Origin of the sequence: Pseudoalteromonas sp. CF6-2, from assembly GCF_021729425.1 — a bacterium.
In the GTDB taxonomy this organism is placed as follows: domain Bacteria; phylum Pseudomonadota; class Gammaproteobacteria; order Enterobacterales; family Alteromonadaceae; genus Pseudoalteromonas; species Pseudoalteromonas arabiensis.
Genome location: NZ_CP091442.1, coordinates 2,872,434 through 2,898,177, shown reverse-complemented (window position 1 = coordinate 2,898,177; position 25,744 = coordinate 2,872,434). Strand labels below are relative to the sequence as shown.

Below are 25,744 nucleotides of genomic sequence, written 5' to 3'. Positions count from 1 at the left end.
GGAGCATCAAGCTCCCTTTTTACTCATTACGAAAGCAACTTGCTTTAATCATTTTGCTGATGATTTCTTGTGAAGGTTTGACTTTTTCCATCGCTAAAAACTCATCGGGCTGGTGGGCTTGATTTATTGAACCAGGCCCCATGACAATTGTTTCACAGCCAAGCTGTTGAATAAACGGTGCTTCAGTGCAGTAATTTACAGCAACGGCAGGCTGGCCTGATACTTGTTCGGCAAGTTTAACAAGCGCAGTATCTGTACTGCCACTAAATGCTGGAATAGGCTCGTGTAAGTCAATAACACTCACCGCATTAGGGTAGTGTGCATTAATCTCTTCAGCAGCAGTTAGCAAAATTGCTTGCAGTTCTTGCACACTTAAACCTGGTAAAGGTCGCATATCAATGTGCATTTCACAGCAGCCGCAAATACGGTTTGCGTTATCGCCACCATGAATATGGCCAAGGTTTAAAGTTGGGTACGGGATTTGAAAATGTTCAATTGAATATTTATTCTTTAATTCTTCTTTAATGATTAACAATTTTGCAATCATTTTATGCATCACTTCAATGGCGTTTAAACCACGTTCTGGATCTGAACTATGGCCTGAGCGACCAATCACACGAATCGCAGTGCTCATGTGGCCTTTGTGAGTGAACACTGGGGTCATATCTGTTGGTTCACCTATAATACAGCGTGCTGGTTTTAAATTAGGATGACGACAAATTTGTTGCGCCCCTGCCATTGTGGTTTCTTCATCAGCGGTGGCAAGAATTAGTAATGGCTCTGTTTGTTGGGATTCATCGAGTTCACTGATTGCTTGCAATACAAAGGCAAAAAATCCTTTCATATCAATACTGCCTAAGCCATAAAGTTTGTTGTCATGCTCACTGAGTTGAAAAGGGTTATAGTTCCAGCGGCTATCATCAAAAGGTACCGTGTCGGTATGACCTGCAAGCATTAAACCGCCATCACCCTCACCACGTTTCGCTAATAAGTTATAACGGCCTTTACCGTTTTCGAGCTCTGTTATTTCACATGTGAAACCAAGGCTTTCGCACCAAGTAGCGAGCAAGGTGATCACCTCTTTATTGCTCATGCACAGAGAGTCTTCAATCGAACTGATTGAGGGGGCAGCAATTAGCTGCTGATACATAGATAAAAAAGAGGGGAATGACATAAAAAATCCAAAAATAATTATTCAATCTAATTGCATAACAATATAAAAGTATTTATGATGAATATCAATTCACTTTTTAAGCATAAATATATTTTAAAACGGCACTATGAACACAAAACGACGATAACCTGATTTCATTACTTTAGACAGTGTTTTTATTCGCAATTAGGCGAGTAATTTTAGGCGTATCGATAAATAGATTTAATAGGTAAAAGTAAGCAATGAAAGTAGTGATTATTGGCGCAAGTGGTTATAGCGGCGCAGAGCTAGCAAGTTTAGTTGCAAAGCATCCAAAACTGACTCTACAAGCGTGTTATGTGTCTGAAGGGAGCTTAGATAAAGATAAATTATTAAGCGATTTATACCCCGAGCACTTAGGCTTGTTAGCGTACCCGCTGCAACCGCTAACAGCTGAGGCTTTTCAGGAAATAAATAACACTGCTGATTATGTGTGTCTATGTACTGATCACAAAGTGAGTGTTGATCTTGCGCCACAATTTTTAGCCATGGGCAAAAAAGTTTTTGATTTATCGGGCGGCTTCCGTTTAGCTGGGAATGAGGATTACCTAACTTATTATGGTTTCGCGCATGAACATCCTGAGCTTTTAGAGCAAGCGGCTTATGGTTTGGCTGAATGGAATAGCGATGCGATTAGTAAAGCAAACCTTGTTGCTGTAGCAGGGTGTTACCCAACAGCGGCACTTAATTCTTTAAAGCCACTTAAAGAAGCGGGTTTATTAGCTGAGCAAACCATCATTGTTAATGCTGTCTCTGGCGTAACCGGTGCGGGTAGGAAGGCCAGTGTGAATACGCACTTTTGCGAAGTGTCACTTGCTCCTTATGGCTTGTTTAACCACAGACACACACCTGAGATTGAGCAGTACCTTGGCCACCCTGTGTTATTTACCCCACATTTAGGTAATTTTCCTCGCGGAATTTTAGAAACTATTTATGTGCAATTAAAACCAGGTGTGACAGCAGAGCAAGTGAGCGCGGCATATCAAGTGCTAGCGAATGAGCCGTTAATTCGTTTACTCGGCAATAAAATTCCAAGCATCAAAGGCGTGGCTAAACAACCATTTGTTGATATTGCATGGCAACAAAAAGGTGAGCAACTGATTGTTATGTCGGCCATTGATAACTTATTAAAAGGGGCCGCAGGGCAAGCATTGCAATGTATTAATTTAGCGATGGGACTTCCTCATCATACCGGGTTAGTAGGAGCGTTATGATGAAAACATGGGTAATTAAAATAGGCGGTGCAGTATTAAATACAGCTGATGCCGCAAAAGCTTTATTTGACGTCCTTGTAGCACAGCAACAGGCCAACTTTGTGATTGTTCATGGTGGTGGTGCATTAGTTGATGCGTGGCTTAAAGACGCAGGGTTTGCCAGTGCGAAGCACCAAGGTTTACGTATCAGTCCAAAAGAACAAATGCCTTATATTGTTGGGGCACTGGCTGGCTGTGCGAATAAACAGCTAATGAGTCAAGCAATTGTTTCAGGGCATAAGCCTGTGGGGATGAGCCTCTATGAAGCGGGCGTTGTGGTTAAGCAAAAATTAAAAGCACTTGGGCAAGTTGGACAATGCGCTGATAGCACCGACAGTGTTTTACCAAGTTTAATTGCGCAAGGCCGCTTACCCTTAGTGAGCTCTATTGGCTTTGGCGAAGATGGGCTTTGGTACAACGTTAATGCCGATGAAGCAGCAGCAGCGATTGCAAAAGAACTTGATGCAGAACTTATTTTTATGACTGATGTAGAAGCGGTGCTTGATACAAACAAACAACCGCTACATCAACTTGATACGCAGCAAATAGATGCATTAATTCTTGAAGGAGTTATTCAGGGCGGGATGGAGGTCAAAGTTAAGACCAGCCTTCTTGCTGCCCAACATTTACGACGTGGTGTGTATATCTCAAGCTGGCTAAAGCCAGAAAACTTAGTCGCCTTATTACAAGGCGAGCACGTAGGAACGAAAATTACACCATAGGTATTACATGTTTACTCACTTTTTATCTGGTCTTGAGTTAGACCAAAAAGGCGCGCTTAAACTACTCGGTTTAGCGCAAAAAATTAAAGCAAACCCAGTCGATTTTAGCCAAGCTTTAGCGGGCAAGTCAGTGGTTACCTTATTCGAAAAACCAAGCTTACGTACCCGTTTATCATTTGATATTGGTATTAATAAATTGGGTGGTCATGCTGTTTATTTAGATTCACAAAATGGCGCAATGGGTGCGCGTGAGTCAGTAAAAGATTTTGCTTTAAATATTTCAACTTGGGCTGATGGCATTGTTGCTCGCGTATTTGCACATAAAACATTAACCACCCTTGCTGAGTTTTCGTCAGTCCCTGTGGTAAATAGTCTGTGCGATTTATACCACCCATGCCAAGCACTCGCTGACTTTTTAACGCTACAAGAAGTGCATGGTGATGTCAGTAAACTAAAGCTTGCATACTTAGGTGAAGGTAACAACGTCACACACTCTCTAATGCTATTAGCTGCTACTTTAGGGACTGATTTTGTCGCTGTGTGCCCGAAAGGAAGCTCGCCAGATTCGCAAATTCTTAAGCAAGCAGAGCAAATTGCAGCGATGAATGGAGCGTCTGTCATGGTTAGCGACAGAATTGAAGCGGCAGTGGGTGCAAATGCAGTCTATGCTGATACGTGGGTATCGATGGGCGATAAAACACCGCTTGAGCAGGTGAAAGCTAAATATATGCCGTACCAGTTAAATCAAGCACTACTTGAGCAAACTGGTGCGCAAACTGTGTTGCATTGCCAGCCGGCTCATCGTGAGTTTGAAATTACCTCTGAGGTAATGGATGGCCCAGCATCAAAAATTATTCAACAAGCAGAGAACCGTATGCACGCGCAAAACGCACTGCTTGTCACATTATTAAATCCAAATTTTGTTTAAGGAACACCAATGAGTTCAATCAAAAAAGTCGTATTAGCCTATTCTGGTGGTCTAGATACATCGGCAATCGTGCCATGGTTAAAAGAAAACTACGGCTGTGAAGTTATCGCATTTGTTGCTGATGTAGGTCAAGGCGCTGAAGAGCTAGAAGGCGTAGAAGAAAAAGCAATCGCTTCAGGCGCATCTGAATGTTATGTGGTTGACTTAAAAGACGAAATGGTCAGTGACTATATTTATCCAACCTTAAAAACGGGTTCTATTTACGAAGGTACTTATTTACTCGGTACGTCTATGGCGCGCCCAATCATTGCAAAAGCCCAAGTAGAGATTGCCCGTAAAGTAGGTGCTGATGCGCTTTCACATGGTTGTACAGGTAAAGGTAACGATCAGGTGCGTTTTGAGTCATGTTTCGCAGCCCTTGCGCCAGATCTTAAAGTAATCGCACCATGGCGTGAGTGGGATTTATCGAGCCGTGAATCACTACTTGATTACTTGGCTGAGCGTGATATTCCGTGTTCAGCGTCTGCTACAAAAATTTATAGCCGTGATGCTAATGCGTGGCATATTTCACACGAAGGTGGTGAGCTTGAAGATCCATGGTGCCAACCAAGTGAGCAAGTATGGACTTGGACTAACTCGCCAGAGCAAGCACCAAACGAACCTGAATATGTGACATTAAATGTTGTCGAAGGTGAAGTGGTTGCGGTAAATGGTGAGACGCTTAAACCTTATGACTGTTTAGTTAAATTAAATGACATTGCTGCGCCACACGGTGTGGGTCGTGTTGATATCGTCGAAAACCGTTTAGTCGGTATGAAGTCGCGTGGCTGTTATGAAACACCAGGGGGCACAGTGATCATGGCCGCATTACAAGCGGTTGATGAACTCGTGCTCGATAAATCAAGCCGTAAATGGAAAGAAGTACTGGGTGGTGAGTTTTCACACCTTGTCTACGACGGTCGTTGGTTTACACCATTGAAAGATTCGATTCTAGCTGGGGCTGAATCTCTGTCTAAACTCGCAACCGGTGAAGTGGTGCTTAAGCTTTATAAAGGTCAAGTCACTGCGGTACAGAAAAAATCACCGAATAGCTTATACAGTGAAGATTTCGCAACCTTCGGCGAAGATGATGTATATGACCAATCACATGCAGAAGGCTTCATTCGTTTATTCTCGCTATCTAGCAGAATCTCAGCACTAACGAAAAAGTAATTTAATTATTGCCTTGCAAAGCGGGGCAATCGCCGAGTTTGGAGGCAGTTCAATGGCATTATGGGGCGGACGTTTTTCTACGGGGCCAGATGAAGCGTTTAAGCAATTTAACGATTCACTTCCTTTTGATTATCAACTTGCAGAGCAAGACATTATTGGTTCGGTTGCTTGGGCGGGAGCGCTTAAGCAAGTTAATGTGTTAAATCAGCAAGAATATGATGACCTCGTTGCAGCACTGAATAAGCTGTTAGATGAAGTTAAAGCAAACCCACAAGCAGTGGCTGGAGCAGGGCATGAAGACATTCATTCTTATGTTGAGTCAGCACTGATTGATAAAGTGGGCGATCTTGCTAAAAAGCTTCATACGGGTCGTAGTCGTAATGACCAAGTAGCGACAGATTTCCGTTTATGGTGTCGTGATACTGCCGAGCATATTCTTGAAGCCATTGCAGAGCTTAAAGGTGAGTTTATTGCCTTAGCTGAGCGTGAGTTAGGCACTATTCTACCGGGTTATACACACTTACAGCGTGCACAACCTGTATTATTTAGCCATTGGTGTATGGCCTATGTTGAAATGCTTGAGCGTGATGAAAGCCGTTTAACCGATGCCAAAAATCGTATGAATTATTGTCCACTCGGTAGCGGTGCTTTAGCGGGTACGGCGTACCCAATAGATAGGCAAACTCTTGCCGAAGGGTTAGGTTTTACCGCAGCAACACGTAACAGTTTAGATGCTGTATCTGACCGTGACTTTGTGGTTGAGCTATTAAGCTGCGCGTCAATTTCAATGATTCATTTATCGCGTATGGCCGAAGACCTGATTTTTTATAACTCAGGCGAAGCGGGCTTTATAGAGCTGTCTGATGGAGTAACATCAGGCTCATCATTAATGCCGCAAAAGAAAAACCCAGATGCACTTGAGTTAATCCGTGGTAAAACGGGCCGTGTATTTGGTGCATTTAGCGCCATGATGATGACACTTAAAGCACTGCCGCTTGCTTATAATAAAGATATGCAAGAGGACAAAGAAGGCTTATTTGATGCGATGCCAACGTGGCTTGCGTGTATTCATATGGCGCAAGCGTGCATCAAAGGTATTAAAGTTAATGCAGATAAAACCCTTGCTGCTGCAAAAGGCGGTCACTCAAATGCGACTGAGCTTGCTGACTATTTAGTGGCTAAAGGCATCCCCTTTAGAGAAGGGCACCACATTGTTGGTACCTTAGTGCAAATGGCTATTTCTAAAGGGAATAACTTAGAAGATTTAAGTTTAGAACAATTTAAATCTGTACATAGCATTTTCGAGTCAGATGTCTATCCTGTATTAGAAATAGACGCATGTATAAAAGCACGTCAGGCATTAGGTGGTACCTCTGTTGAGCAAGTCTCTAATGCAATTGAATATGCAAAAAAAACGGCAAATAAAAGTACGTGATGCAAATTTAAATGACGTTGAGAGCATTGCCCAACTAATTCAATACTGGGCAATGAATGGGGAAAACCTACCTCGCGCTAAAAGTGACATGATTCATTCAATTAATGAATTTGCAGTCACGGAGGTTGCAGACCAGGTTGCTGGCTGCGCCTCATTGTATATTTACGATACAGGACTTGCAGAGATCCGATCTTTAGGGATTGATCCAAAGATGAGTATCACAGGTCAAGGCAAACAATTAGTTGAGCACTTATTAGTTAAAGCCAAAAAGTTGGCGCTTAGCCGTGTCATTGTATTAACGCGCGTGCCAGATTTTTTTAAAAAACAAGGCTTCAGCTATTGCAGCAAAGATAGTTTACCGGAAAAAGTCATGAAAGATTGTGAGCTTTGCCTTCGCAAAGACAATTGCGATGAAGTCGCAATGGAATTTATTTTAAGGCCTCGTGAGAATGCGGTGATCCCGTGTAAAAACGTAGCTTAATTTCCCTGGATAGTAAAAACGTACGGTTACCCCTGTGCGTTTTTTTATGCCTGAAATTTGCTGAGTTGATCAAAAAGATCTGTTTAAGCGAAAAGTTGGATCGTTAGTTGCTTAGTTTGATATGTAGCAAAAATGCTGCAAAAATGTACAAAAAGCGTCAATAAAACGAGAGCGCTGAGTACGTTTGTGATTCGTCACACGTTAACTACAATTTAAACTTAAAGGATTTAAATCATGCAAATTTCAAATAATAGTCAATTACAGATGCAAGCTTACAGCCAAATGCAACAAACAAAGCCTGCACTAGAACAAACTACTAGTAATAAAACCTTACAATCTGATACAGTAACTTTATCTAGTGAAGCGCTTTCTTTATCAGGCGGTACTGATCTTCAACGTGGTGGTGGTGCTGTTTTCCCTAATAAGAAGAAAGAAGAATAAATGACAGGTAATGGATGTTTCTAACTGAGCTTTTTGGCGTTTTTTCGTTGTCAGCCTTTGTTGTCTGGGGAATGTTGATGGCGTTCTTTTTTAATGTGTTTGTGTTTGCATTGGGTGTAAAAAGAAAAACGACCTTACTGCTCAGTTCCTTTATAATGGCAACTTCTTATATGGCAGGAGATTTCCTCTTCACTTGGTTATCACCAGTTCCCGCAACTTACCTCGACTGGGCATTATATGACATCGTCACTATTGTATGTCTTTGTTTAACTTATTTCTTTTTCAAAAAAACAACCCCTTCATTTCTTTACCTGATTGTTGGGTTGAGTATAAATACAACTCTATTTTTACTAATGTACCTTGATCTGTTCATCTATGGAAATACCAAGCCTTGGTTCTTCTGGGATATTTACTCGTTTGGGGTGAATATTATTGATTTATCTATGATAATTGTTTTGATTGTGGATAGGGATATCTTTTGGCTTCATAAATTGAAAAATTTAATTTCACCTTCTTCAAAAGCTAGAAAAATAAATACTTCCTCGAATGTATATTGATTCAATTACCGGTAAATTAATCGGTACTTTTATTGAGTGGGGAGTGCTTATGGCCTTCTTGTTCAATTTATCATCTAGTGTAAATAAGCGTGATAAGTCGCTTCTCAAATTATCTATCATAATGGTTGTTTCTTATTTTTGTACAGATTTCATCCAGTTATCTAGGCAGACTTATTTTAATTGGTTTTTATATGATCTGATCACAATCACTGTAATTGTCTCTTGGCTTTATATAAAGAAAGTTCAATATTTTACAGCTGTTTATTATGTGATTATTGGCTTATTTATAAATGCATGCTTAGTACTTTCACTCCATATCGATATCTATATTCTAAATAATAGGGAGCCTTGGGCTTTATGGTCATTTTTCTCAGTCGGGGTTAACTTTTTAGATATATTGATGATCATTGCGATGATAGTAAATAGAGATATTTTTCTTTTCAGAAAAGCGCTAGAGCAAATAGCTCATTTACTTACATTAAATACTAGAAAGGTAAAAACAAGCTAGTTATGCTTGAATATCTCCAAGAATACTTAGGTGTGTATCTTGCCACTTTTATCATGTGGGGCTTTCTGATGGCCTTTTTGTACAACATGGTAAAAAAGTCTTCATCGGTAGGGGGTGGAGATAAAACAGTGATGTGGATAGCATTGGCAATGTTTTTATCTTATATGGTAAGTGATCCACTCCTTAACGTTACTTTAGGCTACAACATCCTCAATACGACACTTGCATATTTAATTTGGGCTGCGTCAGACTTAATTATGTTGTCTTTCATTTGGTTTGTTACCCGTAAAAAAAACCTAAATGAGGTCCCTGCAAAGTTATATATTTTTACAGGGCTCTCGGTGAATATTTTATTGTTTCTGGCAATGTATTACGACACCAACTATGCCCACTTTACTGGTCATTGGTGGTTTTGGGATGTGTACACCGTGACAGTTAATACGATGGATATAATGATGATAATTGCGCTGCTATGTAACAAAGACTTTCTAGGGCTTGTAAAGTTGTATAGATGGGGTCGGGGTCAAGCAAAGCTTACTTGACCCGTGATAGCGGTTTAAAAACGAAATTCCCAGCTTGTTCTTAAGCCAGTATTTGTGTCAGAGTCATTGCCTATTTCATCCCTTGATACAAGTCCGGTTACTTTCCAAAGACCACTAAATAAAGATTGTTGATAACCAAGTTCTAATTGTAATTGCGTCATATCTGCAGGTGTTTCTTCCGCTTCACTGTCAATCCAACGTAGCTTTGCATGACCTCCATAACCATCTAGAGTATGGTAATAAGCACCTAACACAGCCGATTTACTTTGCTTAGGCACAGAGCTGCCAATAAGTCTTTGTTTTTGTGTGTAGCTACCCGAGCCGTATACACAATCAGCTGTAAGGCTGCATTGTTGCTCTGTATTTGAGTATTCAAAATAGGTTTTCAGTAAACTGTCATTTGAACCAAAGTAGCTTTCAATACCCACAGTATAAAAAGGATCACTTGGTGCAAGGCCACTTTCATTACGCCCCATTACATCAGCATAAAATGCAACAGGTTGCTGTGCTATGGATGTTGAGTATTTAACATCAATACTTGTTAGGCGATGGGTCGATGTTTGGCTTTCGAGTGTAACTGAATCGATATATTCATCAGTAAGATAATCAGAACTTGCCGTATTTACTGCAATTTCAAGCCCTTTTAATGGTGTACTTGCAAACCTTAAAGCCCAATAATCGCCTTCTTCACTGCTATTTAAAAATGGTTTTTGTTTAGCGTAAATACCAGTTAACTGCCAATTACCAATAAATGATAACCAACTAGGGCCAACATATTGACTGTTTGCACGGGAAAAGCGCAGGCCTTTCATCGGAGCTGCGTTATTCGATAGTAACAAGGCGTTGTCGTTACTCGGGCCCCACCAATGACTTACTCGCTCTGCACTGATTGACCAGTTACCCATTAACACGGCTAGATAACTACCATGATAATTTGTGTATTTTCCGTCGAGTGACTCGTCAGCATAGTTCACACTTACTTTGGCACTTACTCGCTTACCGGTTATTGAACCATAGCTGTTAATACCACTTTTTTGCTGATCGCGTGTCGTAAAGCCCTGTTGTGTCTCGGGTTCACTATTGTAATTGAAGCGCACCCCAGAACTGTTTTTTCGTTTGGCGTTATTGAGAGCGTGCTTAACGTGCTGATACGCGAAAAAACTACGTTCCTGTAAATTATTAGGGTCGATAGCTGCTAAATCACCTGCAATACCTTGCCACATAAGCGGGTAACTATTGATAGGTTGTTTTATAATTCCTTGATTAAATAGCATCTCTATAGAAGCCCTTAACAAAGGGTCATCACTTTCTATCCATGGCTCAGCAAAGCTTGGTGCAGAGATCATTAGTAAAGCACTTAAGCTAATGAACTTTTTTAGTTTCATCCGTGTATTTTTTCCTGTAATGCGGTGGCGACAATAGGGTTAACAAATTCGCTCACATCACCATGATGACGGGCAACTTCTTTAACGAGCGTCGAGGAAATAAACGAGTTTTTTTCAGCGGGTGTTAAAAACACACTTTCTAAATCAGGGTTTAGGCGTCGGTTCATATTTGCTAGCTGAAACTCATAGTCGAAGTCAGATACAGCACGAATACCACGAATGAGTACTTCAGCCTTATGCTCACGGGCAAGGTCAGCTAATAAACCAGAAAAGCCGATCACGCTTACATTTTTAAGGTGGGCTAAAATTGTATTTGCTAACTCTACACGTTCTTCTAGTGTAAAACAGGGTTGTTTACTTGGATTATGAGCAATAGCCACAATGACTTTGTCGAACATTTTAGCTGCTCGATGGATGAGGTCTGTGTGCCCATTCGTTAGCGGGTCAAAGGTACCTGGGTAGATTGCAGTAACGTTCATATCTATCAGCTAGTTAAAAATTTGCTTGCTATAGTAACAGTGTTTTCACTCGTATGCAGCTTTGAAGTAAGAGCATCCTATTAGATTTTTTGGTTTTATATAAGGTACTAAGCCGATTGAAGTTAGAATTTTTCAAGGTAGTATTTTATTGCCACGCATTTGTTTATACTGCTTGGCTGAAAATGAACTTCAGATCGTAATAAATATAAAAATAGAGTAAGCAGCATATGAGCACAAAGGATAAAATCATACATACCAGCATTGAGCTATTTAATCTCCATGGAGAGCGTGCTATTACGACTAACCACATTGCTGCACACATGGGTATTAGCCCTGGCAATCTGTATTATCACTTTAAAAATAAAGAAGACATTATTCGTCACATTTTTGCTTTATACAGTGAACATCTCCATACGCACTTTAAGCCATTAAAACCAGAAGATAATGCGCTTGAAAACTTAGCAGGGTATTTAGACTCTTTGTTTGAACTGATGTGGCGATTTCAATTTTTTTACGATAATTTGGGTGATATTTTATCCCGTGATGAAGTATTAAAAAAAGACTATATCGAGTTTCAAGCTGCGCTGTTAGAGCAGGTAAAAGAGGTGTTATTTGCATTACGTTCAGGTGGTATTATTACTATTGATGACGCCGATGTAACAGAGCTTGCCCATATGCTTAAAATGACAGTGAGCTTTTGGACACCTTACATTAAAGCCCGTCGCTTGAGCGGCGAGCTTGCCAGAGAAGATATCTATAACGGTATCTTAAAAGTACTATTGCTATTAAAAGCACATTGTACAGAGCAACATTTGGAACAAGTAAACAACTTAAGAGCAAAGTACTTAGCACTTGCTGCCACTGAGCAAAGCGAACAATAATCCTACAAAGCAGTTTATTTCCTAGACGCTATAATTTTTGTTATAATCGCGCGCCCTTGAGGTTGGTATGCCTCGGGCCGTGTGAATCCCACTGTCTAAGAGTGAACTATGCTTAAATTTATCGTCAAATTACATCCTGAAATCGCTATTAAGAGTAAGTCTGTTCGTAAGCGTTTCACCAAGTTATTAGAAAATAACATTAAGATCGTTTTACGTCGCGTTGACGAAAAAGTGCAGGTTAGAAATAACTGGGACAATATCTCAGTGGTAAGCCTCCTAGACTCTGAGCAAGTTCGCTTAGATATCATTGATGGCTTAAAACGCATTCCTGGTATCGTACAGTTTATTGAAGTAACAGAAACAGGCTTCGACTCAATTGACGATATTTACCAAAAAGCACTTGAGCTAATTGGCCATACGATTGCAGGCAAAACATTCTGCGTGCGTTGTAAGCGTTCAGGTAAGCATGACTTTACATCGAGCGATGTAGAGCGCTACGTAGGTGGTGGTTTAAACCAGCATGTTGAAGGGGCGCGCGTTAAATTATCTCACCCTGAAGTAACAGTACGTTTAGAAGTGCGTGATGATAAAGCCTATATAGTTACTGAAACTCACTTAGGTATGGCGGGCTTCCCGCTGCCAACACAAGAAGATGTATTATCGCTTATGTCTGGCGGTTTTGACTCTGGTGTTGCCAGCTATCAAATGATCCGTAAGGGGGCGCGTACTCACTTCTTGTTCTTTAACTTAGGTGGTGCAGCCCACGAAATCGGTGTTAAGCAGGCGAGCTATTACATCTGGAAGCAATTTAGCTCTACTCATAAAGTTAAGTTCGTGACGGTTGATTTTGAACCTGTTGTTGCTGAAATCCTTGAAAACGTAGAAAACAGCCAAATGGGTGTGGTTCTAAAACGTATGATGATGCGTGCCGGTAGTCAAGTTGCAGAAAAACTAGGTGTGCAAGCACTCGTAACAGGTGAAAGTATTGGGCAGGTTTCAAGTCAAACACTTGCGAATTTGAGTGTCATTGACCGTGTGACTGAAACTTTAATCATTCGTCCGTTAATCCAACACGACAAGCAAGATATTATTAATATTGCGCGTCAAATTGGTACCGCCGAAATGGCAGAAAGCATGCCTGAATACTGTGGTGTGATCTCTAAAAAGCCTACGGTTAAAGCTAAAATTAAAACGATTCTTGCCGAAGAAGCTAAGTTTGATTTCGACGTGCTAAATACGGTCGTTGAAAATGCGCGTGTGATGGATATCCGTGATATCGACACCGAAGCAAAAGAAGAAGTGAAAGAGGCTGAATCTGTATCTGACTTACCTGAGGGGGCGGTTGTTGTAGATATACGTTCACCTGAGGAAGAAGATGCCAATCCACTGGAGCTTGAAGGTATTGATGTTGTGCATTTACCTTTCTTCCGCTTAGCGACTAAATTTGGTGACTTACCAAAAGATAAAGAATATTACCTATATTGTGCGAAAGGGGTAATGAGCCAGTTGCAAGCGCTGATCCTGCACGAAGAAGGCTACAGTAACGTAAAAGTGTATCGCCCATAAGGGATACTGATAAAAGCGCGACACGTTCGCGCTTTTTTTATGGCTGGTGGAATGGCTTGTTTTGCGCAAAACACGTTTGACGCCTGCGCGCCGTTTACTTTTTCCCTCGAAGCGTGCTTACTTTTATGAAAACTCAGCTGATTTGGTTTTTATCAAACAGAGCATTGCTTGATTATGAGGGGTTTTTACACCCAGCTTTGCACCTTGCTCACATACATAACCACAGATAGCATCAATTTCAGACTCTCTATTATGGCTAATGTCTTGCTGCATAGATGAAAAGTTTTCAGCGGTTGCAGTCATCACACAATAGGCCTGATCCAGTGCCTCGTTGAGCTTTACTTTAATACCTTGTTTATTGGCCACAAGGCAGGCTTCGCTGAGCAAATTAATGATGCGTGTACTAAATTGCGGTGCACGTAACTGACCATTTTTAACGTTATGAATGGCTGTTAATGGGTTAATAGCAACATTCACTAACAGTTTTTGCCAGCGCAATGAGTGAATATCATCGCTTACAGAAAAGTGCGGTAGGCTGCTAAATAGGTGTTTAAGCTCATTGAGCTTTTCACTTGCCGCTATATTACATGCGCCCAGCACGCTTTCACCATTTCCAGTATGGTTTACACTATAAGGTGTTACTTTAAACCCAGCTAAACGCGTTGTTAAAAACGCTAACCCCTGAGTAGGTAACAGCTGGGCATTGAGTTCATCGACATTACCCATGCCATTATGAGAAATAACGATCTGGCACTCTTTACTAAGGTAAGGTGTTATTTGCTTAAAAGCCGCTTGCACCTGAAATGCTTTAACAGTGATCACCACCAAGTCAAAGGGGGCTGACCCAGCAAGCTCTTGATGATTAATAAGGCGAGCTTTAATAGGGTGTGATTTACCATTACTCGTTTGATAGAAGCGGGTGGTCAGGGTTGGTTTTCGGGTAAGTAATGTGATGTCATGCTGCGTGGATAAAAAATAGCTAAATAATAAGCCAATTGCGCCATCACCAACAATGAGAGTCTTAGCCATTGCGCTGCTTATTACCTAAATGAAAACCAAGCTTTATAACAAAGTAGCTTACAGCACCAATAAAGTCAGCAACAAAATCACCAACAGAAGCTTGTCGGTAAGGCAGCATATCTTGCATAAATTCAATAGCAGCACCATAGCCTGCAAGTAGCAGAATTTGCACTACAAGAGGGAGTTTAAATGCTTTATCCATTACCATAGCGAGCACGAAGAAAATGCCAAAATGTGCGACTTTATCTATATGCGGAAAAAGGCTACCCACGCCTTTAATTTCTTTGGCGAATAAGAAAGTGAAGCCGATAATGCTTATTAAAAAAAGAACTTGGTAAACGCGCCTTGTCACGAAAAAATCCTAAAAGTCGTTTAAAAATGAACCCGCAGTATATCAAACATAATTATTATCGCACCTGAACGGCGTGCAGAAATATGTAAAGATTTATAAAATTGACGTTATAATCCTTGCCATATTAATTTTGAAAATTTGTTAGGAGAACCCCATGCCTTCATTTGATATTGTTTCTGAAGTAGAAATGAACGAAGCGCAAAATGCAGTAGACAACGCTAAGCGTGAGCTTGAGACGCGTTTTGATTTTCGTGGTGTTGATGCATCAATCGAATTAAGTGATAAAGTAATCAAGCTAAAAGCTGAAGCACCACAACAAGTTATGCAGCTTTTTGATATTCTCGCTGCGAAAATTTCAAAGCGTGGTTTAGATGTATCTAGCCTTGAGCTTAAAGATGAGTCGCGCAGTGGTAAGTACGTTATGCGTGATGTTGCACTTAAGCAAGGTATTGAAAAAGACGTAGCGAAGAAAATCGTTAAGTTAATCAAAGATTCAAAAATCAAAGTGCAAGCAGCCATTCAAGGTGAAGAATTACGTGTTACGGGTAAAAAGCGTGATGATTTACAAGAAGCGATGCAAGTTGTGCGTACTGCTGATTTAGGTCAGCCATTTCAATTTAAGAACTTCCGCGATTAATTCGCTGTTTGCACTATATACATAATCTAGTGCATGAAAAATGAATTAAATTTCACTAAAAAGCCAAGCGGTCTATTCGTTTGGCTTTTTTGTTGATAAAAAAGCCTTTAGCAGTATAGCCGTCCATTGACTTTTATCCCTAAAATCATCATAATAGCGGCCTATTTTCAAGGTGCTTGCTGTACCTTCTAAGGTACCTATACTTCAAAGGTTGAAGTAGCAGCAAGATAATCGGGAAGCTGGTGCGTTTTCATGGAGAAAACAATGCCAACACTGCCCCCGCAACGGTAATGTGTGTGCCCTGCATGCGCAAAGTCCGGAGACCGGCCTTGGAGTAACTTACTATTTGCGTGTGCGGTGGGCACAGGCGAGGGGATATCATGCTAAATAAATCTACCTTAGGCGTAGCGGTTGCTGCTGCGTTGTCTTTTTCTGTGTCTGCGGATGAGCAGTCAATCGAGCATATTACAGTCACGGCGAATAAATTCGAACAATCAATTAATGATGTATTGGCCAGCGTAACTGTCATTAACCGCACTGATATTGAAGCTAGCTATGCGCGAGACCTACCAAGTTTACTTGCCACCCGCGCAGGCTTTCAAATCAATGCCAATGGTGGCTTTGGTCAAAACGCAGGTGTTTCACTGCGTGGTTCAGGCACACGTCATACACTTATCTTAATTGATGGTGTGCGCACAGGGTCTGCAACGCTTGGCTATAAAGGCATTAGCAATATTCCTTTAAACAGTATTGAACGTGTTGAGGTTATTAAAGGTTCTCGCGCTGCTGTGTATGGTTCTGATGCATTAGCGGGTGTGATTAATATTATTACTCGCAAAGCACAAAACACGACCTTAGATGTTACATTTGGTTCTGATTCTTATCAAGAGTACCAAGTGGCTACTGGTGGTCAGTTTGCTGGTGTTGATATTGCTGTTAATGCTGGTTATGAAAAAACAGATGGCTTTGATGTATTGCAAGGCGTAGCACCCGATGAAGATGGCTATGAAAATAAAAACCTTGGCTTTAACCTAGGCTATCAAAATGAGCAACTAGGGGAGCTTTTATTACAAGGTCAGTACTCAGAAGGTGAAGCGCAGTACGATAGTTCTTTTAGTCCTGCGGATAGCAGGGTAGAAAAAGGTGAATTCGAAAATTATCAAGCTTCATTAGGTTGGAAAAAGGCCTTTGAAAAACACAGCCATGCGATTGATATTGCAATCTCAAGCGACAGCTCAGACGATTCACGTATCGACTATACAGGTGCTGCTGTGGTCGATAAGTTTGAAACTGAACGTAAGCAAATCGATTACAACGGTCAATACTTTTTCAATCAAGCGCTGACACTAAGCGGTGGTTTAAATTGGTATAAAGATAAAGTAAATACTAACTCTGGTACTTACTTAAAAGATAGCCGCGAAGTGTTTGCAGCATTTATTGGTGCTTATTATGATGATGAACAAGTACTTGCTAATTTAACGCTACGCCAAGATGATGACCAACAGTTCGGCGACGAAACAACTTATACTGCTGCTGTGGGTTATCACTTAAACGACATCGCAACATTCCGTGTAAGCCAAAGTACTGGCTTTAAATCGCCCACATTTAATGATTTATATTTCCCTGAACCAAGCCCAGGAAATCCCAATTTATTGCCTGAAACATCTGATAACCAAGAGTTAGGCTTATCATTAAATGTGAATGACATTAGCCTGGATATTGCTATTTTCCGTAATGAAATAGATAACAAAATTGCGTGGGCACCAAATGCATCAGGTAATTGGCAGCCAACAAATATCAATGAAGCTCGCCACGAAGGGATAGAGTTTAGTTTCGAAAACCAAGTATTTGGTTTTGATCATAGTGTTAACTTTACTTATCTATCAGCAGAAGATACTGAAACAGGTGAAGCGCTGACTTATGTATCAAAACAAAGCGTGAACTGGTCACTACATAAAGCATGGGGCGACTTTGATGCGGGTATTGATATGCAGTACCGAGGAGACCGCGATGGTAAACTCACGCACTTGCCTTCATATACTCTGTGGAATTTTGTAGGTCACTACCAAGCCACTGATAATTTAACCTTATCACTTCGCGTAGAAAACCTGTTCGATAAACAGTACAACGCCGTTGATGCCTATGGCACTGACTTAGATGGTGACTTCATCAACGACGAGCTTTATTACTACAACACGGCTGAGCGTCGCTTGTTTGTAGGTGCCCGTTATCAGTTCTAATAAAGAAAATTATTAGTTCTGCGTCTAAAAGCTCGCTACCTACTTAGCGGGCTTTTTTTATTTTAGTTTATCTGCGTAATGCTGAGCGAATTTTTCAAGTTTAGGTGCAATAAGAATACTGCAATAGCCTTGGTTAGGGTTTTCGGTATAGTAGTCTTGATGGTATTGCTCCGCAGGGTAAAAGTTAGTGAGTGGGCTTATTTCAGTGACTATTGGCTCGCGAATTTGCTTTTGTAAGTTAGCAATCATTGTCTCAGCCGCCACTTTTTGTTGTTCATCGTGGTAATAAATAACACTGCGATACTGGGTGCCAACATCATTACCTTGACGGTTTAGTTGCGTGGCATCGTGCAAAGTAAAAAACATTTCAAGTAAGCTGTGGTAACTAATAATACTGCTGTCAAAATCAAGTTGAACGACTTCGGCGTGACCGGTTAAGCCAGTACAAATTTGCTGATAACTCGGGTTTTCAATGTCACCACCAGCATAACCAGAGCTGACGTTTAGCACACCCTTAACACGTCTAAATGCGGCATCAATACACCAGAAGCAACCACCGCCAAAAGTGGCTATTTGTATGTTGTTTTCCATTTTAATTTCCTCACCTTTTTGCTGACTATAGCTGAAAAAACAAAACGCCGTAAAGACGGCGTTTTATTATCGCTAAAGACTCGTTAAATGTCTTCCAGCGGTTTGTCTTTCGCTTGCTGTTCAAGTTTACCTTGTAAGTATTCGGGTGACTGAGTATTACGGGCAAGCGCTGTGTACGCTGCGGGAACTACATATAATGTTAGTAACGTAGCTACAATAACACCGGTAAATACCACAACACCAATAACCATTCGGCTCTCTGCACCTGGGCCACTTGCAAGTACAAGCGGAACAGAGCTCATCACAGTGGTGAGTGACGTCATGATGATAGGGCGTAAGCGTTGTGTTGCCGCTTGGGTAATGGCTTCGTTAAATTCAACGCCTTTGTCACGTAGTTGGTTAGCAAATTCAACAATTAAGATACCGTTCTTGGCGCTCAAACCAATCAACATCACGATACCTATTTGGCTGTAAATATTTAACGTCAGATCTGTAAACCATAAACCAAAGAGCGCGCCAACTAGGCCAAGTGGCACGGTTAGCATGATCACAAAGGGATGTACAAAGCTTTCAAATTGGGCTGCAAGTACCAAGAAGGTCACTGTGAGCGCAAGAATGAACACATAGGTCATCGCTGATGCACCTTCGTAAAACAACTGCGATTCACCTTTGTAATCAATGGCTCCATCAATGTCATTTTCTTCAGCGGCTACTTGGTTTAAGAAATTAAGTGCTTCTTCTAGTGTGTAGCCATCAGCTAAGTTTGCACTTAACGTGATTGCACGCATACGGTTGTAACGGTTTAATCGCGATGCGGTTGCTTCTTCTTTTAAGGTAATAAGGCTGTCCAGTGGAACGAGTTCACCACTGCGCGATTTCAAGTAGATATTCGAGATATCTGTTGGGTTAGCAAAGTCTTCCTTGGTCCCTTTGAGAATTACGTCATACTCTTCACCACGGTCGATAAAGGTTGTGACACGTCGTTGCCCTAACATGGTCTCTAAAGTGCGGCCTACATCGGAAACTGATACGCCTAAATCTGCGGCTTTATTCTTGTTTATATTGATTAAAAACTGTGGAAACGTTTCTTTATAATCATGGTCAATACGCACAAGGCCAGGATTTTTCTCTGCACGCTCTATGATGCGGTCACGCCACTTGGCGAGTTGATCATAATCGTTACCTTGTAATACAAACTCAATTGGACGCGATGAGCCACCGCCACCAATACCGCGGCGCATAATTGCAAATGCTCTAATATCTGTCACTTCGGTCATTTTACCGCTAATTTCGTCCATCACTTCCCATGTTGAACGCTTACGTTTATCCCAATCGGCCATACCAACGATTGCTACACCACCTTGGCCGCCCCAACCTGGCACACGAATAAGTACGCGGCTTAATTCTCCTGACTCAGAGTAAGGCATTAAACGCTCTTCAATTTTGGCCATGTTTGCTGCGTTATTCTCATAACTTGCGCCTTCAGGGCCGCTCATCATGATAAAGAAAGTGCCGCGGTCTTCTTTTGGAGTGAGCTCTGATGGTACCTGCTTAAATAGCATAAAGCTGACAACACCCATCAAGATCATGGTAAATAATAGACCCCATTTACGGCTCATGTTCGATTGCAGTGAATTGCGATAGCCATTCTCTATTTTGCTAAACGAGCGATCCATCCATTGGCTAAATTTACTTTCTTTCTCTGAGGCTTTAAGTACTTTTGAGCATAAAGCGGGAGACAGTGTTAGTGCTGTGATACTTGAAAAGAACACTGCAGCACTCACCGCCATAGCAAACTCGGTAAATAACGCGCCAATTCGGCCATCCATAAATACCAACGGCACGAATACAGAAATGAGCACAAGTGTGGTGGCAATAATAGCAAATCCTACTTCACGGGCACCACGAAATGCTGCAAGTAAAGGCGGCTCGCCAAGCTCAATTCGGCGGTGGATATTTTCAAGCATCACAATGGCGTCATCTACCACTAGGCCGATAGCTAACACTAAAGCGAGCAGGGTAAGTAAGTTGATTGAGTAGCCCATTGCAAGTAAGAACATAAAGCTACCAACAAGTGCCACAGGTACTGTTACAGCCGGCACTAAGGTTGCGCGAATATTGCCAAGGAATAAGTAAATAACTAATACAACGAGTGCCATTGAAATTGCAAGGGTACGATACACCTCATCAATCGACTCTTTGATGAAAACAGACGAGTCATAACTGTCTTCAATGGTGGTACCTTCAGGTAAGTTGCGTTTGATTTTTTCAAGCTCAGCGCGAGCGTTATCAACCACAGTTAAGGTATTCGCTTTGGCTTGCTTTACGATACCCAAACCAATCATGTTTCGACCATTACCACGAAATAGGCTTTCGTCGTCGGCCGCTTCTAAGTGAACATCTGCAACTTCGCCAAGGCGAACTAAGTAGCCGTCATCACCACGCTTAATTACAAGGTTTCTAAAATCACGCTGGTCTTTATAACTACGGGCAGTACGAACGGTAAAATCACGGTCAATCGATTCAATTTCACCCGCAGGAAGTTCTACGTTTTCTGTACGAAGGGTATTTTCGATGTCACTGCTGGTGATACCTCGAGCAGCCATGGCTTTGCGGTTTAGCCAAATTTTCATTGCGTATTTACGCTCACCACCTACACGAACGTTTGAAACACCGTCAACAACGGCTAAACGGTCGACAATAAAACGCTGTGCGTAGTCAGATAGCTGTAATGAGTCCATCGTTGTACTGTTTAGCACGAACCAAGCAATCGGACTCTCATCACTATTCGATTTTGATACTTCGGGTGGGCGAACTTGCTCTGGTAGGCTATCAAGTGCTCTCGCTACACGCTCACGAACATCGTTTGATGCGGCATCAATATCACGACTGATATTAAACTCAATGGTGATGTTAGAGCGGCCATTGCGACTTGACGAGTTAATACTTTTGATACCTTCAATACCCGATATGCGGTTTTCGAGTACTTGGGTTATTTTGGTTTCGATTATCTCTGCGCTGGCTCCTGTATACTCAGTGCTTACACTCACAATTGGCGTTTCAATATCAGGGTATTCACGCAGTGGTAGCATTGAAAATGCAACGAGACCAAAGGTAAGCAGCAATAAGTTTATTACGATCGCAAAGACCGGACGTTTAACGCTAGTATCTGTAATTTTCATGCTTTAGCCCTTGATACTAACTTTACTGCCGGTACGGATTTTAATGATCCCTTCGGTGACAACTTGTTGGCCATTCTCAAGGCCTTTATCAATAGCAACCCAGCCATTGTGACGGCCAGCAACGTGCACTTCAACCTTGTTCACTACACCGTCTTCAATTTGGAAAACATAGTGTTTATCTTGCTGAGGAATAACTGCTTTTTCTGGCACCATAAGCGCTTGGTTTGAACTAAGCTGTAAGGCGGTATTTAATAACATACCAGGGCGTAGTAAACGGCTACTATTTACAAAGCTGGCTGTTACTTCAACACTGCGTGTTACAGAATCAATGCGTGAACTAATGTGGGTCACTTTGCCATTAAAGGTTTTTTCTGGGTAGGCATCGTTTTGAGTCATAACTTTCATACCTAGCTGTAATTGTGCTAGGTATTTTTCAGGCACTTTAAAGTCAACTTTAATAATGCTGATGTCATCAAGGGTGGTAATATTTGTGGCGCTACTTACATAGGTACCAATAGATATCTCTCGTTTACCTAACAATCCCGAGAATGGCGCTGTAATTGTCATTTCGGCTAGTTTTGTTTTTGCACTTTCAAGCTGAGCTTCGGTTGCATCTACACGTGATAATTGCTCTTCAAGTAATGATTTAGCTGTTGCTTGTGAGCGTGAAAGCTCGGTTAAACGCTCTAGTTGGCGTTTTTCTTCTCTGAGGTTAATACTGAGTTCTTTAACGGTCAGTTGTTCTTCTTGTGACTGAAGTTGTACGAGTTTTTGACCTTTACTGACCAAGTCGCCATCATTAAAGTAGATGTCAGTCACATAATCACTTTGGGCACTACGAATATAAATGGCTTGGTTAGCGCGAGCACTACCTATTGCTTCGATAAGTACCGCATTTTCTTCTGAGGTAACGGTGTGTGCGCTGACCTGAGTTGCAGTATCACCAAAGCCAGTTTGTTCACCTTGGCTGGAAGGTAAGTACAAATAAACACATAACCCTAATAACAGGGTAATAATAAAAGGAAAAAGCGCTTTGCCAGATTGTGTAGAATACATCATTGTGTTACCAGAGAATTAGTTGAGTGTAGTGTACAAAATTAGTACGTGTCGAGTATGTCAGGTATCCCGTAAATTTGTGCATTTGGCGTAAAAGTAAAAAAATGGCTGAGTTTGTTCCTGAAATGTAACTAAAAGTGAGTGTTTGCTATGAGTAAAGAGTCAAAATGTAACTACTGCCTGATGTTACGAAAAGTCGTGTTAGTGGGCATTGTTATGTTCGTATTTTATTTTTCTGTGTATGGTTAATATGTCTGATATTTTGAATATTCGTGCTCACGCATCCCGTCATGGTATCGAGTTTTTGCTAGTGGGTGGGATTGGGCTAACATTTATTATGTTATTTAATTTGCTAAGGCCTGGCGAAATTAGCATTATCGAGATTTTTCTCGCGAGTAGCTGTATTGCAGCGATATTCATTGGTTATTTAAAAACGCAGGAACCCTACTTTAGTTTCACATTCTGCGAAGATGCGCTCATTTATCGTCATAAAGTCGGATATTGGCAGTTAAATAGAGAGAATTTTCATCATAGTGGTATACCAAAAGTGGAACAAGGCTTAGAATACCTTGAGTTAAATGCAGTTGGTATTAAACTCAATAACATAGATGAGTTTTTGATGCAGATACAGCCAAGAATCGCAGGGCGATTATTGATTGAGCAGCGTCACCTGTTTATGCAAGTAGTTCAAAAACATTGCAAAAATGGGGATTGCCCATCAGAATGGTTAATTGAGGATACGCAATACACGGCTCCAAGCGGGCAGCGTTACAAAGGATTGATAGCTATGTTTGCCAATCGAACACGGCATCTTGGTCAATTGACAGGGTATGATCTACTGTTACCTGCCAATGTACTCGATACTGATATTTGGCAATTTAGTGCATATTTAAATCGTTGGAAATTAAATCCTAATGAGTTTATAAATACTCAATTACACAAAAATGTGAATCGTTAGGTGGTAGTAAGCAGGATAAGGCTATGAGTCAAGAACGTTCTTTTATTAAAAGTGGTCGAAACACGATAATTCATAAAGATAGAAAGCTCGATCTAGTTATCGTGAATGGCGAAAACCACCCACGAATTAAGGTGACCCAAAACGGGCTTGAACCTTTTAAAGAAGAACTGCCAAAAAATCGTCGTGAAGCGAAAGAGCGCTACCTTGAAATGGTTTATATTACGAGTGCAGATGTTTTCGCAGAAGAAAAGCGGTTGCTCTTTATTCAATCCTTAGATGGACGTGAATATAAGGTGGATTACAGTAAAATAGGCACTAAGCTATTTGTGCGTATTCATCAGGATAGCTATCTCTAAGCCCTTCTTTAATTTGGCACTTTACTTGCTTGCTATTCACTAATTTGACGGCTGGAAATGACTCTGGCTTTGTTTTCTAAGGTGATTAACATGAGACGAGTGCCCCTTCTTGCTATTGTTATAACAACACTAACAGCATGTGGCGGTGGTGGTAGTGATAGCGACAATACCCCTACTGCTGCGACAGTTAACGCAGGCGCAGATCAACAAATAATAGAAAAAAGTGAATTTACTGTCGTGGCAAAAGGCTCGCCAGCGGATGGTACCTTTACTTGGCAGCGGGTGAGTGGCCCCGCTATAGAAGGGTTTCCTGCTGATGGTGCTGAGCAATCTTTAACTGCGCCTGATATTAAGCTCGATTCAGAACTGGTACTTCGTGTGGATTACCAAACAGCTGATGGGCAGTTAGTGAGTGATGAAGTGAGCATTTTTATCAGCTCTAATAATCAGCTTCCACAACCTGTGATCACACAAATCGCCCCTGAAGAGCTCCCTTCTCAGTATAATGATGAAATTATTTTAAGTGGTGAAGAGTCGTTCGATCTTGACGAAAATGGTTCAATAAACGGTTATCTTTGGTCACAACTGTCAGGCCCAGATCTCGTTATCAATAGCTATACAGATAAAACAATCCGCTTTAATCACCCTCTGCTTGAAGCGAATACACAAATGACATGGCAGTTGACTGTCACTGATGACGAAGGGGGCTCAGCAAGTATCGAACAAACGTTTACGTTAAATAAAACGAACGAGATTATTGTTGCAAATGCAGGGCAAGATCAGCAGGTTATTGAGTTTGACACCGTAACACTTGATGCGACTAATAGTGAGGTTGTTACCACAACCAAGCAATGTTTTTGGCAGCAGGTAACGGGCGAGGTTGTGACACTTGCAAATCAAAATCAATGTATCACTTCATTCACTGCCCCAGATGTTGATTCAGACACGGAACTCAGTTTTGAAGTCACTGTAACGGATAGTAAGTCACGTAGTGATACTGATACAGTGGTTATTGATATTAGCCCTAAACCACTTGGTTACATTAACGATACGGGCATGAATGATTGTTATAACAATTCGCAAAAAATTAATTGCAACAGTGACGATTTCCCAAATCAAGATGCTGATTTAGGCAGAGACAGTGTTGCTAATCAGCTTGATAAGGTGGGGCAAGGCGACTTGGCATTTGATTTCACAAAATTAAACCAATTTGCAGATGAGTTGCCCGATGATGCCACAAACTTTAGCTGCGTTCGAGATAATGTGACGGGGTTAATTTGGGAAGTAAAAGCGGCAAGTTCAGCTCTACCACCGGCAACGACTGTCCGTGCCTCAACAAATCACTACACTTGGTATTTAGATGAGGGAAATGGAGCACAAACAGGAAGTGTACAAGGTGCGCCAAATTCAACATGTCCAAGTAATACCGCCTGTGGTTTACAAACTTATGTAGAAGAAGTTAATGCCACTGATTTTTGCGGGGGCACAAACTGGCGAGTGCCTACTTATACTGAGTTGCAAGGCTTGCTCGATTACTCTAAACAAGGTGAAGCAAGCTTACTGAGTAGTGAGTTTTTCCCAAATCAACCTGATGCGACCCAGTTAAGCAGTAATAGTGACGCATTTATGCCGTACTGGACATCACAAACTGCTGCTGATGGTACGAGTCTATCGCAGGCCTATATTATTGATATGACTAGCGCGAACGATTTAGCGTATCCAAAAAACAATACAGCGTTTGTTCGCTTAGTCAGAACACCAGGAGAGTAA

At 41.3% G+C, this 25,744-nt stretch carries 23 protein-coding genes, 1 pseudogene and 1 riboswitch; of the genes and pseudogenes, 16 read left to right on the top strand and 8 right to left on the bottom strand.

The window, feature by feature from the left end; all coding sequences use genetic code 11:
* Positions 1-19: 19 nt before the first annotated feature.
* Positions 20-1,174 (bottom strand): acetylornithine deacetylase, encoded by a 1,155-nt coding sequence (argE, locus tag L3Q70_RS13395; protein WP_237114421.1) that lies wholly within the window; start codon positions 1,172-1,174, stop codon positions 20-22.
* A gap of 221 nt (positions 1,175-1,395) precedes the next feature.
* Between argE and argC the strand changes: the two genes are divergently transcribed.
* The 9 genes and pseudogenes from argC (at position 1,396) to L3Q70_RS13350 (ending at position 9,271) form a co-directional block, all read left to right on the top strand.
* Positions 1,396-2,406, top strand: coding sequence for an N-acetyl-gamma-glutamyl-phosphate reductase (argC, locus tag L3Q70_RS13390; RefSeq protein ID WP_062568741.1), 1,011 nt, complete (start codon positions 1,396-1,398; stop codon positions 2,404-2,406).
* Positions 2,406-3,167, top strand: a complete 762-nt coding sequence (argB, locus tag L3Q70_RS13385; protein WP_237115273.1) for an acetylglutamate kinase — start codon at positions 2,406-2,408, stop codon at positions 3,165-3,167. The genes argC and argB overlap by 1 nt, the downstream gene beginning before the upstream one ends.
* 7 nt (positions 3,168-3,174) lie before the next feature.
* A complete protein-coding gene (locus tag L3Q70_RS13380; RefSeq protein WP_237114420.1) occupies positions 3,175-4,095 on the top strand; it encodes an ornithine carbamoyltransferase in 921 nt (306 codons plus the stop codon).
* Between the two features lie 9 nt (positions 4,096-4,104).
* Positions 4,105-5,307, top strand: a complete 1,203-nt coding sequence (locus L3Q70_RS13375) for an argininosuccinate synthase (protein ID WP_193987777.1) — start codon at positions 4,105-4,107, stop codon at positions 5,305-5,307.
* Positions 5,308-5,359: 52 nt separating this feature from the next.
* Positions 5,360-7,223 (top strand): annotated as a pseudogene (gene argH / locus L3Q70_RS13370) (argininosuccinate lyase).
* A gap of 234 nt (positions 7,224-7,457) precedes the next feature.
* A complete protein-coding gene (locus L3Q70_RS13365; RefSeq protein WP_237114419.1) occupies positions 7,458-7,664 on the top strand; it encodes a hypothetical protein in 207 nt (68 codons plus the stop codon).
* Positions 7,665-7,678: 14 nt separating this feature from the next.
* The gene (locus L3Q70_RS13360; protein WP_237114418.1) at positions 7,679-8,221 is read left to right on the top strand and encodes a hypothetical protein; all 543 of its coding nucleotides are present in this window, start codon (positions 7,679-7,681) and stop codon (positions 8,219-8,221) included.
* On the top strand, positions 8,211-8,729 hold the full coding sequence (locus tag L3Q70_RS13355; RefSeq protein WP_237114417.1) for a hypothetical protein: 519 nt from the start codon (positions 8,211-8,213) through the stop codon (positions 8,727-8,729). The genes L3Q70_RS13360 and L3Q70_RS13355 overlap by 11 nt, the downstream gene beginning before the upstream one ends.
* Before the next feature lie 2 nt (positions 8,730-8,731).
* Positions 8,732-9,271, top strand: a complete 540-nt coding sequence (locus L3Q70_RS13350; protein WP_237114416.1) for a hypothetical protein — start codon at positions 8,732-8,734, stop codon at positions 9,269-9,271.
* A 14-nt stretch (positions 9,272-9,285) separates the two neighbouring features.
* On the opposite strand, the gene L3Q70_RS13345 is transcribed toward L3Q70_RS13350, so the two are convergent.
* Together L3Q70_RS13345 and coaD are read right to left on the bottom strand one after the other, a co-directional pair.
* The gene (locus L3Q70_RS13345) at positions 9,286-10,656 is read right to left on the bottom strand and encodes a capsule assembly Wzi family protein (protein WP_237114415.1); all 1,371 of its coding nucleotides are present in this window, start codon (positions 10,654-10,656) and stop codon (positions 9,286-9,288) included.
* Positions 10,653-11,135 carry a pantetheine-phosphate adenylyltransferase gene (gene coaD / locus L3Q70_RS13340; protein ID WP_062568751.1) on the bottom strand — a complete coding sequence of 161 codons (483 nt, stop codon included), beginning with the start codon at positions 11,133-11,135 and terminating at the stop codon, positions 10,653-10,655. The genes L3Q70_RS13345 and coaD overlap by 4 nt, the downstream gene beginning before the upstream one ends.
* Before the next feature lie 227 nt (positions 11,136-11,362).
* Here coaD and L3Q70_RS13335 point away from each other — a divergent pair, with 227 nt between their 5' ends.
* Together L3Q70_RS13335 and thiI are read left to right on the top strand one after the other, a co-directional pair.
* The gene (locus L3Q70_RS13335; protein ID WP_062568752.1) at positions 11,363-12,016 is read left to right on the top strand and encodes a TetR/AcrR family transcriptional regulator; all 654 of its coding nucleotides are present in this window, start codon (positions 11,363-11,365) and stop codon (positions 12,014-12,016) included.
* A 108-nt stretch (positions 12,017-12,124) separates the two neighbouring features.
* Complete coding sequence (thiI, locus tag L3Q70_RS13330; RefSeq protein WP_062568753.1) at positions 12,125-13,582, top strand: tRNA uracil 4-sulfurtransferase ThiI; 1,458 nt, start codon at positions 12,125-12,127, stop codon at positions 13,580-13,582.
* Positions 13,583-13,705: 123 nt separating this feature from the next.
* Here the strand turns inward: thiI and L3Q70_RS13325 are convergent, their stop codons facing one another.
* Both L3Q70_RS13325 and L3Q70_RS13320 read right to left on the bottom strand, forming a co-directional pair.
* Positions 13,706-14,611, bottom strand: coding sequence for a 2-dehydropantoate 2-reductase (locus L3Q70_RS13325; RefSeq protein WP_237114414.1), 906 nt, complete (start codon positions 14,609-14,611; stop codon positions 13,706-13,708).
* Positions 14,604-14,954: a VanZ family protein gene (locus tag L3Q70_RS13320; RefSeq protein WP_130149507.1), complete on the bottom strand. Its 351-nt coding sequence runs from the start codon at positions 14,952-14,954 to the stop codon at positions 14,604-14,606. Before L3Q70_RS13320 ends, L3Q70_RS13325 begins: the two co-directional genes overlap by 8 nt.
* 154 nt (positions 14,955-15,108) lie before the next feature.
* Here L3Q70_RS13320 and L3Q70_RS13315 point away from each other — a divergent pair, with 154 nt between their 5' ends.
* Together L3Q70_RS13315 and L3Q70_RS13310 are read left to right on the top strand one after the other, a co-directional pair.
* The gene (locus L3Q70_RS13315; RefSeq protein WP_054551104.1) at positions 15,109-15,591 is read left to right on the top strand and encodes a YajQ family cyclic di-GMP-binding protein; all 483 of its coding nucleotides are present in this window, start codon (positions 15,109-15,111) and stop codon (positions 15,589-15,591) included.
* A 174-nt stretch (positions 15,592-15,765) separates the two neighbouring features.
* A riboswitch (cobalamin riboswitch) is annotated at positions 15,766-15,938 on the top strand.
* A 33-nt stretch (positions 15,939-15,971) separates the two neighbouring features.
* Entirely contained in the window at positions 15,972-17,831 is a 1,860-nt protein-coding gene (locus tag L3Q70_RS13310; RefSeq protein ID WP_062568756.1) for a TonB-dependent receptor, read from the top strand.
* Positions 17,832-17,888: 57 nt separating this feature from the next.
* On the opposite strand, the gene msrA is transcribed toward L3Q70_RS13310, so the two are convergent.
* The 3 genes from msrA to L3Q70_RS13295 form a co-directional block, all read right to left on the bottom strand.
* A complete protein-coding gene (gene msrA, locus L3Q70_RS13305) occupies positions 17,889-18,422 on the bottom strand; it encodes a peptide-methionine (S)-S-oxide reductase MsrA (protein WP_130149509.1) in 534 nt (177 codons plus the stop codon).
* 83 nt (positions 18,423-18,505) lie between these two features.
* A complete protein-coding gene (locus L3Q70_RS13300) occupies positions 18,506-21,604 on the bottom strand; it encodes an efflux RND transporter permease subunit (RefSeq protein WP_237114413.1) in 3,099 nt (1,032 codons plus the stop codon).
* Positions 21,605-21,607: 3 nt separating this feature from the next.
* Entirely contained in the window at positions 21,608-22,660 is a 1,053-nt protein-coding gene (locus L3Q70_RS13295) for an efflux RND transporter periplasmic adaptor subunit (protein WP_130149643.1), read from the bottom strand.
* A gap of 241 nt (positions 22,661-22,901) precedes the next feature.
* On the opposite strand from L3Q70_RS13295, the gene L3Q70_RS13290 reads away from it, so the two are divergent.
* From L3Q70_RS13290 to L3Q70_RS13280, 3 genes are all read left to right on the top strand, one after another.
* A complete protein-coding gene (locus L3Q70_RS13290; RefSeq protein ID WP_062568759.1) occupies positions 22,902-23,618 on the top strand; it encodes a DUF2982 domain-containing protein in 717 nt (238 codons plus the stop codon).
* A gap of 23 nt (positions 23,619-23,641) precedes the next feature.
* Positions 23,642-23,974: a hypothetical protein gene (locus L3Q70_RS13285; protein WP_062568760.1), complete on the top strand. Its 333-nt coding sequence runs from the start codon at positions 23,642-23,644 to the stop codon at positions 23,972-23,974.
* Between the two features lie 90 nt (positions 23,975-24,064).
* The gene (locus tag L3Q70_RS13280; protein ID WP_237114412.1) at positions 24,065-25,744 is read left to right on the top strand and encodes a DUF1566 domain-containing protein; all 1,680 of its coding nucleotides are present in this window, start codon (positions 24,065-24,067) and stop codon (positions 25,742-25,744) included.

What these genes read in the sequence shown, in the direction of transcription:
- argE (WP_237114421.1), bottom strand. Translation starts at nt 1,174, where the DNA reads ATGTCATTCCCCTCTTTTTTATCTATGTATCAGCAGCTAATTGCTGCC.
- argC (WP_062568741.1), top strand. Translation starts at nt 1,396, where the DNA reads ATGAAAGTAGTGATTATTGGCGCAAGTGGTTATAGCGGCGCAGAGCTA.
- argB (WP_237115273.1), top strand. Translation starts at nt 2,406, where the DNA reads ATGAAAACATGGGTAATTAAAATAGGCGGTGCAGTATTAAATACAGCT.
- L3Q70_RS13380 (WP_237114420.1), top strand. Translation starts at nt 3,175, where the DNA reads ATGTTTACTCACTTTTTATCTGGTCTTGAGTTAGACCAAAAAGGCGCG.
- L3Q70_RS13375 (WP_193987777.1), top strand. Translation starts at nt 4,105, where the DNA reads ATGAGTTCAATCAAAAAAGTCGTATTAGCCTATTCTGGTGGTCTAGAT.
- L3Q70_RS13365 (WP_237114419.1), top strand. Translation starts at nt 7,458, where the DNA reads ATGCAAATTTCAAATAATAGTCAATTACAGATGCAAGCTTACAGCCAA.
- L3Q70_RS13360 (WP_237114418.1), top strand. Translation starts at nt 7,679, where the DNA reads ATGTTTCTAACTGAGCTTTTTGGCGTTTTTTCGTTGTCAGCCTTTGTT.
- L3Q70_RS13355 (WP_237114417.1), top strand. Translation starts at nt 8,211, where the DNA reads ATGTATATTGATTCAATTACCGGTAAATTAATCGGTACTTTTATTGAG.
- L3Q70_RS13350 (WP_237114416.1), top strand. Translation starts at nt 8,732, where the DNA reads ATGCTTGAATATCTCCAAGAATACTTAGGTGTGTATCTTGCCACTTTT.
- L3Q70_RS13345 (WP_237114415.1), bottom strand. Translation starts at nt 10,656, where the DNA reads ATGAAACTAAAAAAGTTCATTAGCTTAAGTGCTTTACTAATGATCTCT.
- coaD (WP_062568751.1), bottom strand. Translation starts at nt 11,135, where the DNA reads ATGAACGTTACTGCAATCTACCCAGGTACCTTTGACCCGCTAACGAAT.
- L3Q70_RS13335 (WP_062568752.1), top strand. Translation starts at nt 11,363, where the DNA reads ATGAGCACAAAGGATAAAATCATACATACCAGCATTGAGCTATTTAAT.
- thiI (WP_062568753.1), top strand. Translation starts at nt 12,125, where the DNA reads ATGCTTAAATTTATCGTCAAATTACATCCTGAAATCGCTATTAAGAGT.
- L3Q70_RS13325 (WP_237114414.1), bottom strand. Translation starts at nt 14,611, where the DNA reads ATGGCTAAGACTCTCATTGTTGGTGATGGCGCAATTGGCTTATTATTT.
- L3Q70_RS13315 (WP_054551104.1), top strand. Translation starts at nt 15,109, where the DNA reads ATGCCTTCATTTGATATTGTTTCTGAAGTAGAAATGAACGAAGCGCAA.
- L3Q70_RS13310 (WP_062568756.1), top strand. Translation starts at nt 15,972, where the DNA reads ATGCTAAATAAATCTACCTTAGGCGTAGCGGTTGCTGCTGCGTTGTCT.
- msrA (WP_130149509.1), bottom strand. Translation starts at nt 18,422, where the DNA reads ATGGAAAACAACATACAAATAGCCACTTTTGGCGGTGGTTGCTTCTGG.
- L3Q70_RS13300 (WP_237114413.1), bottom strand. Translation starts at nt 21,604, where the DNA reads ATGAAAATTACAGATACTAGCGTTAAACGTCCGGTCTTTGCGATCGTA.
- L3Q70_RS13295 (WP_130149643.1), bottom strand. Translation starts at nt 22,660, where the DNA reads ATGTATTCTACACAATCTGGCAAAGCGCTTTTTCCTTTTATTATTACC.
- L3Q70_RS13290 (WP_062568759.1), top strand. Translation starts at nt 22,902, where the DNA reads ATGGTTAATATGTCTGATATTTTGAATATTCGTGCTCACGCATCCCGT.
- L3Q70_RS13285 (WP_062568760.1), top strand. Translation starts at nt 23,642, where the DNA reads ATGAGTCAAGAACGTTCTTTTATTAAAAGTGGTCGAAACACGATAATT.
- L3Q70_RS13280 (WP_237114412.1), top strand. Translation starts at nt 24,065, where the DNA reads ATGAGACGAGTGCCCCTTCTTGCTATTGTTATAACAACACTAACAGCA.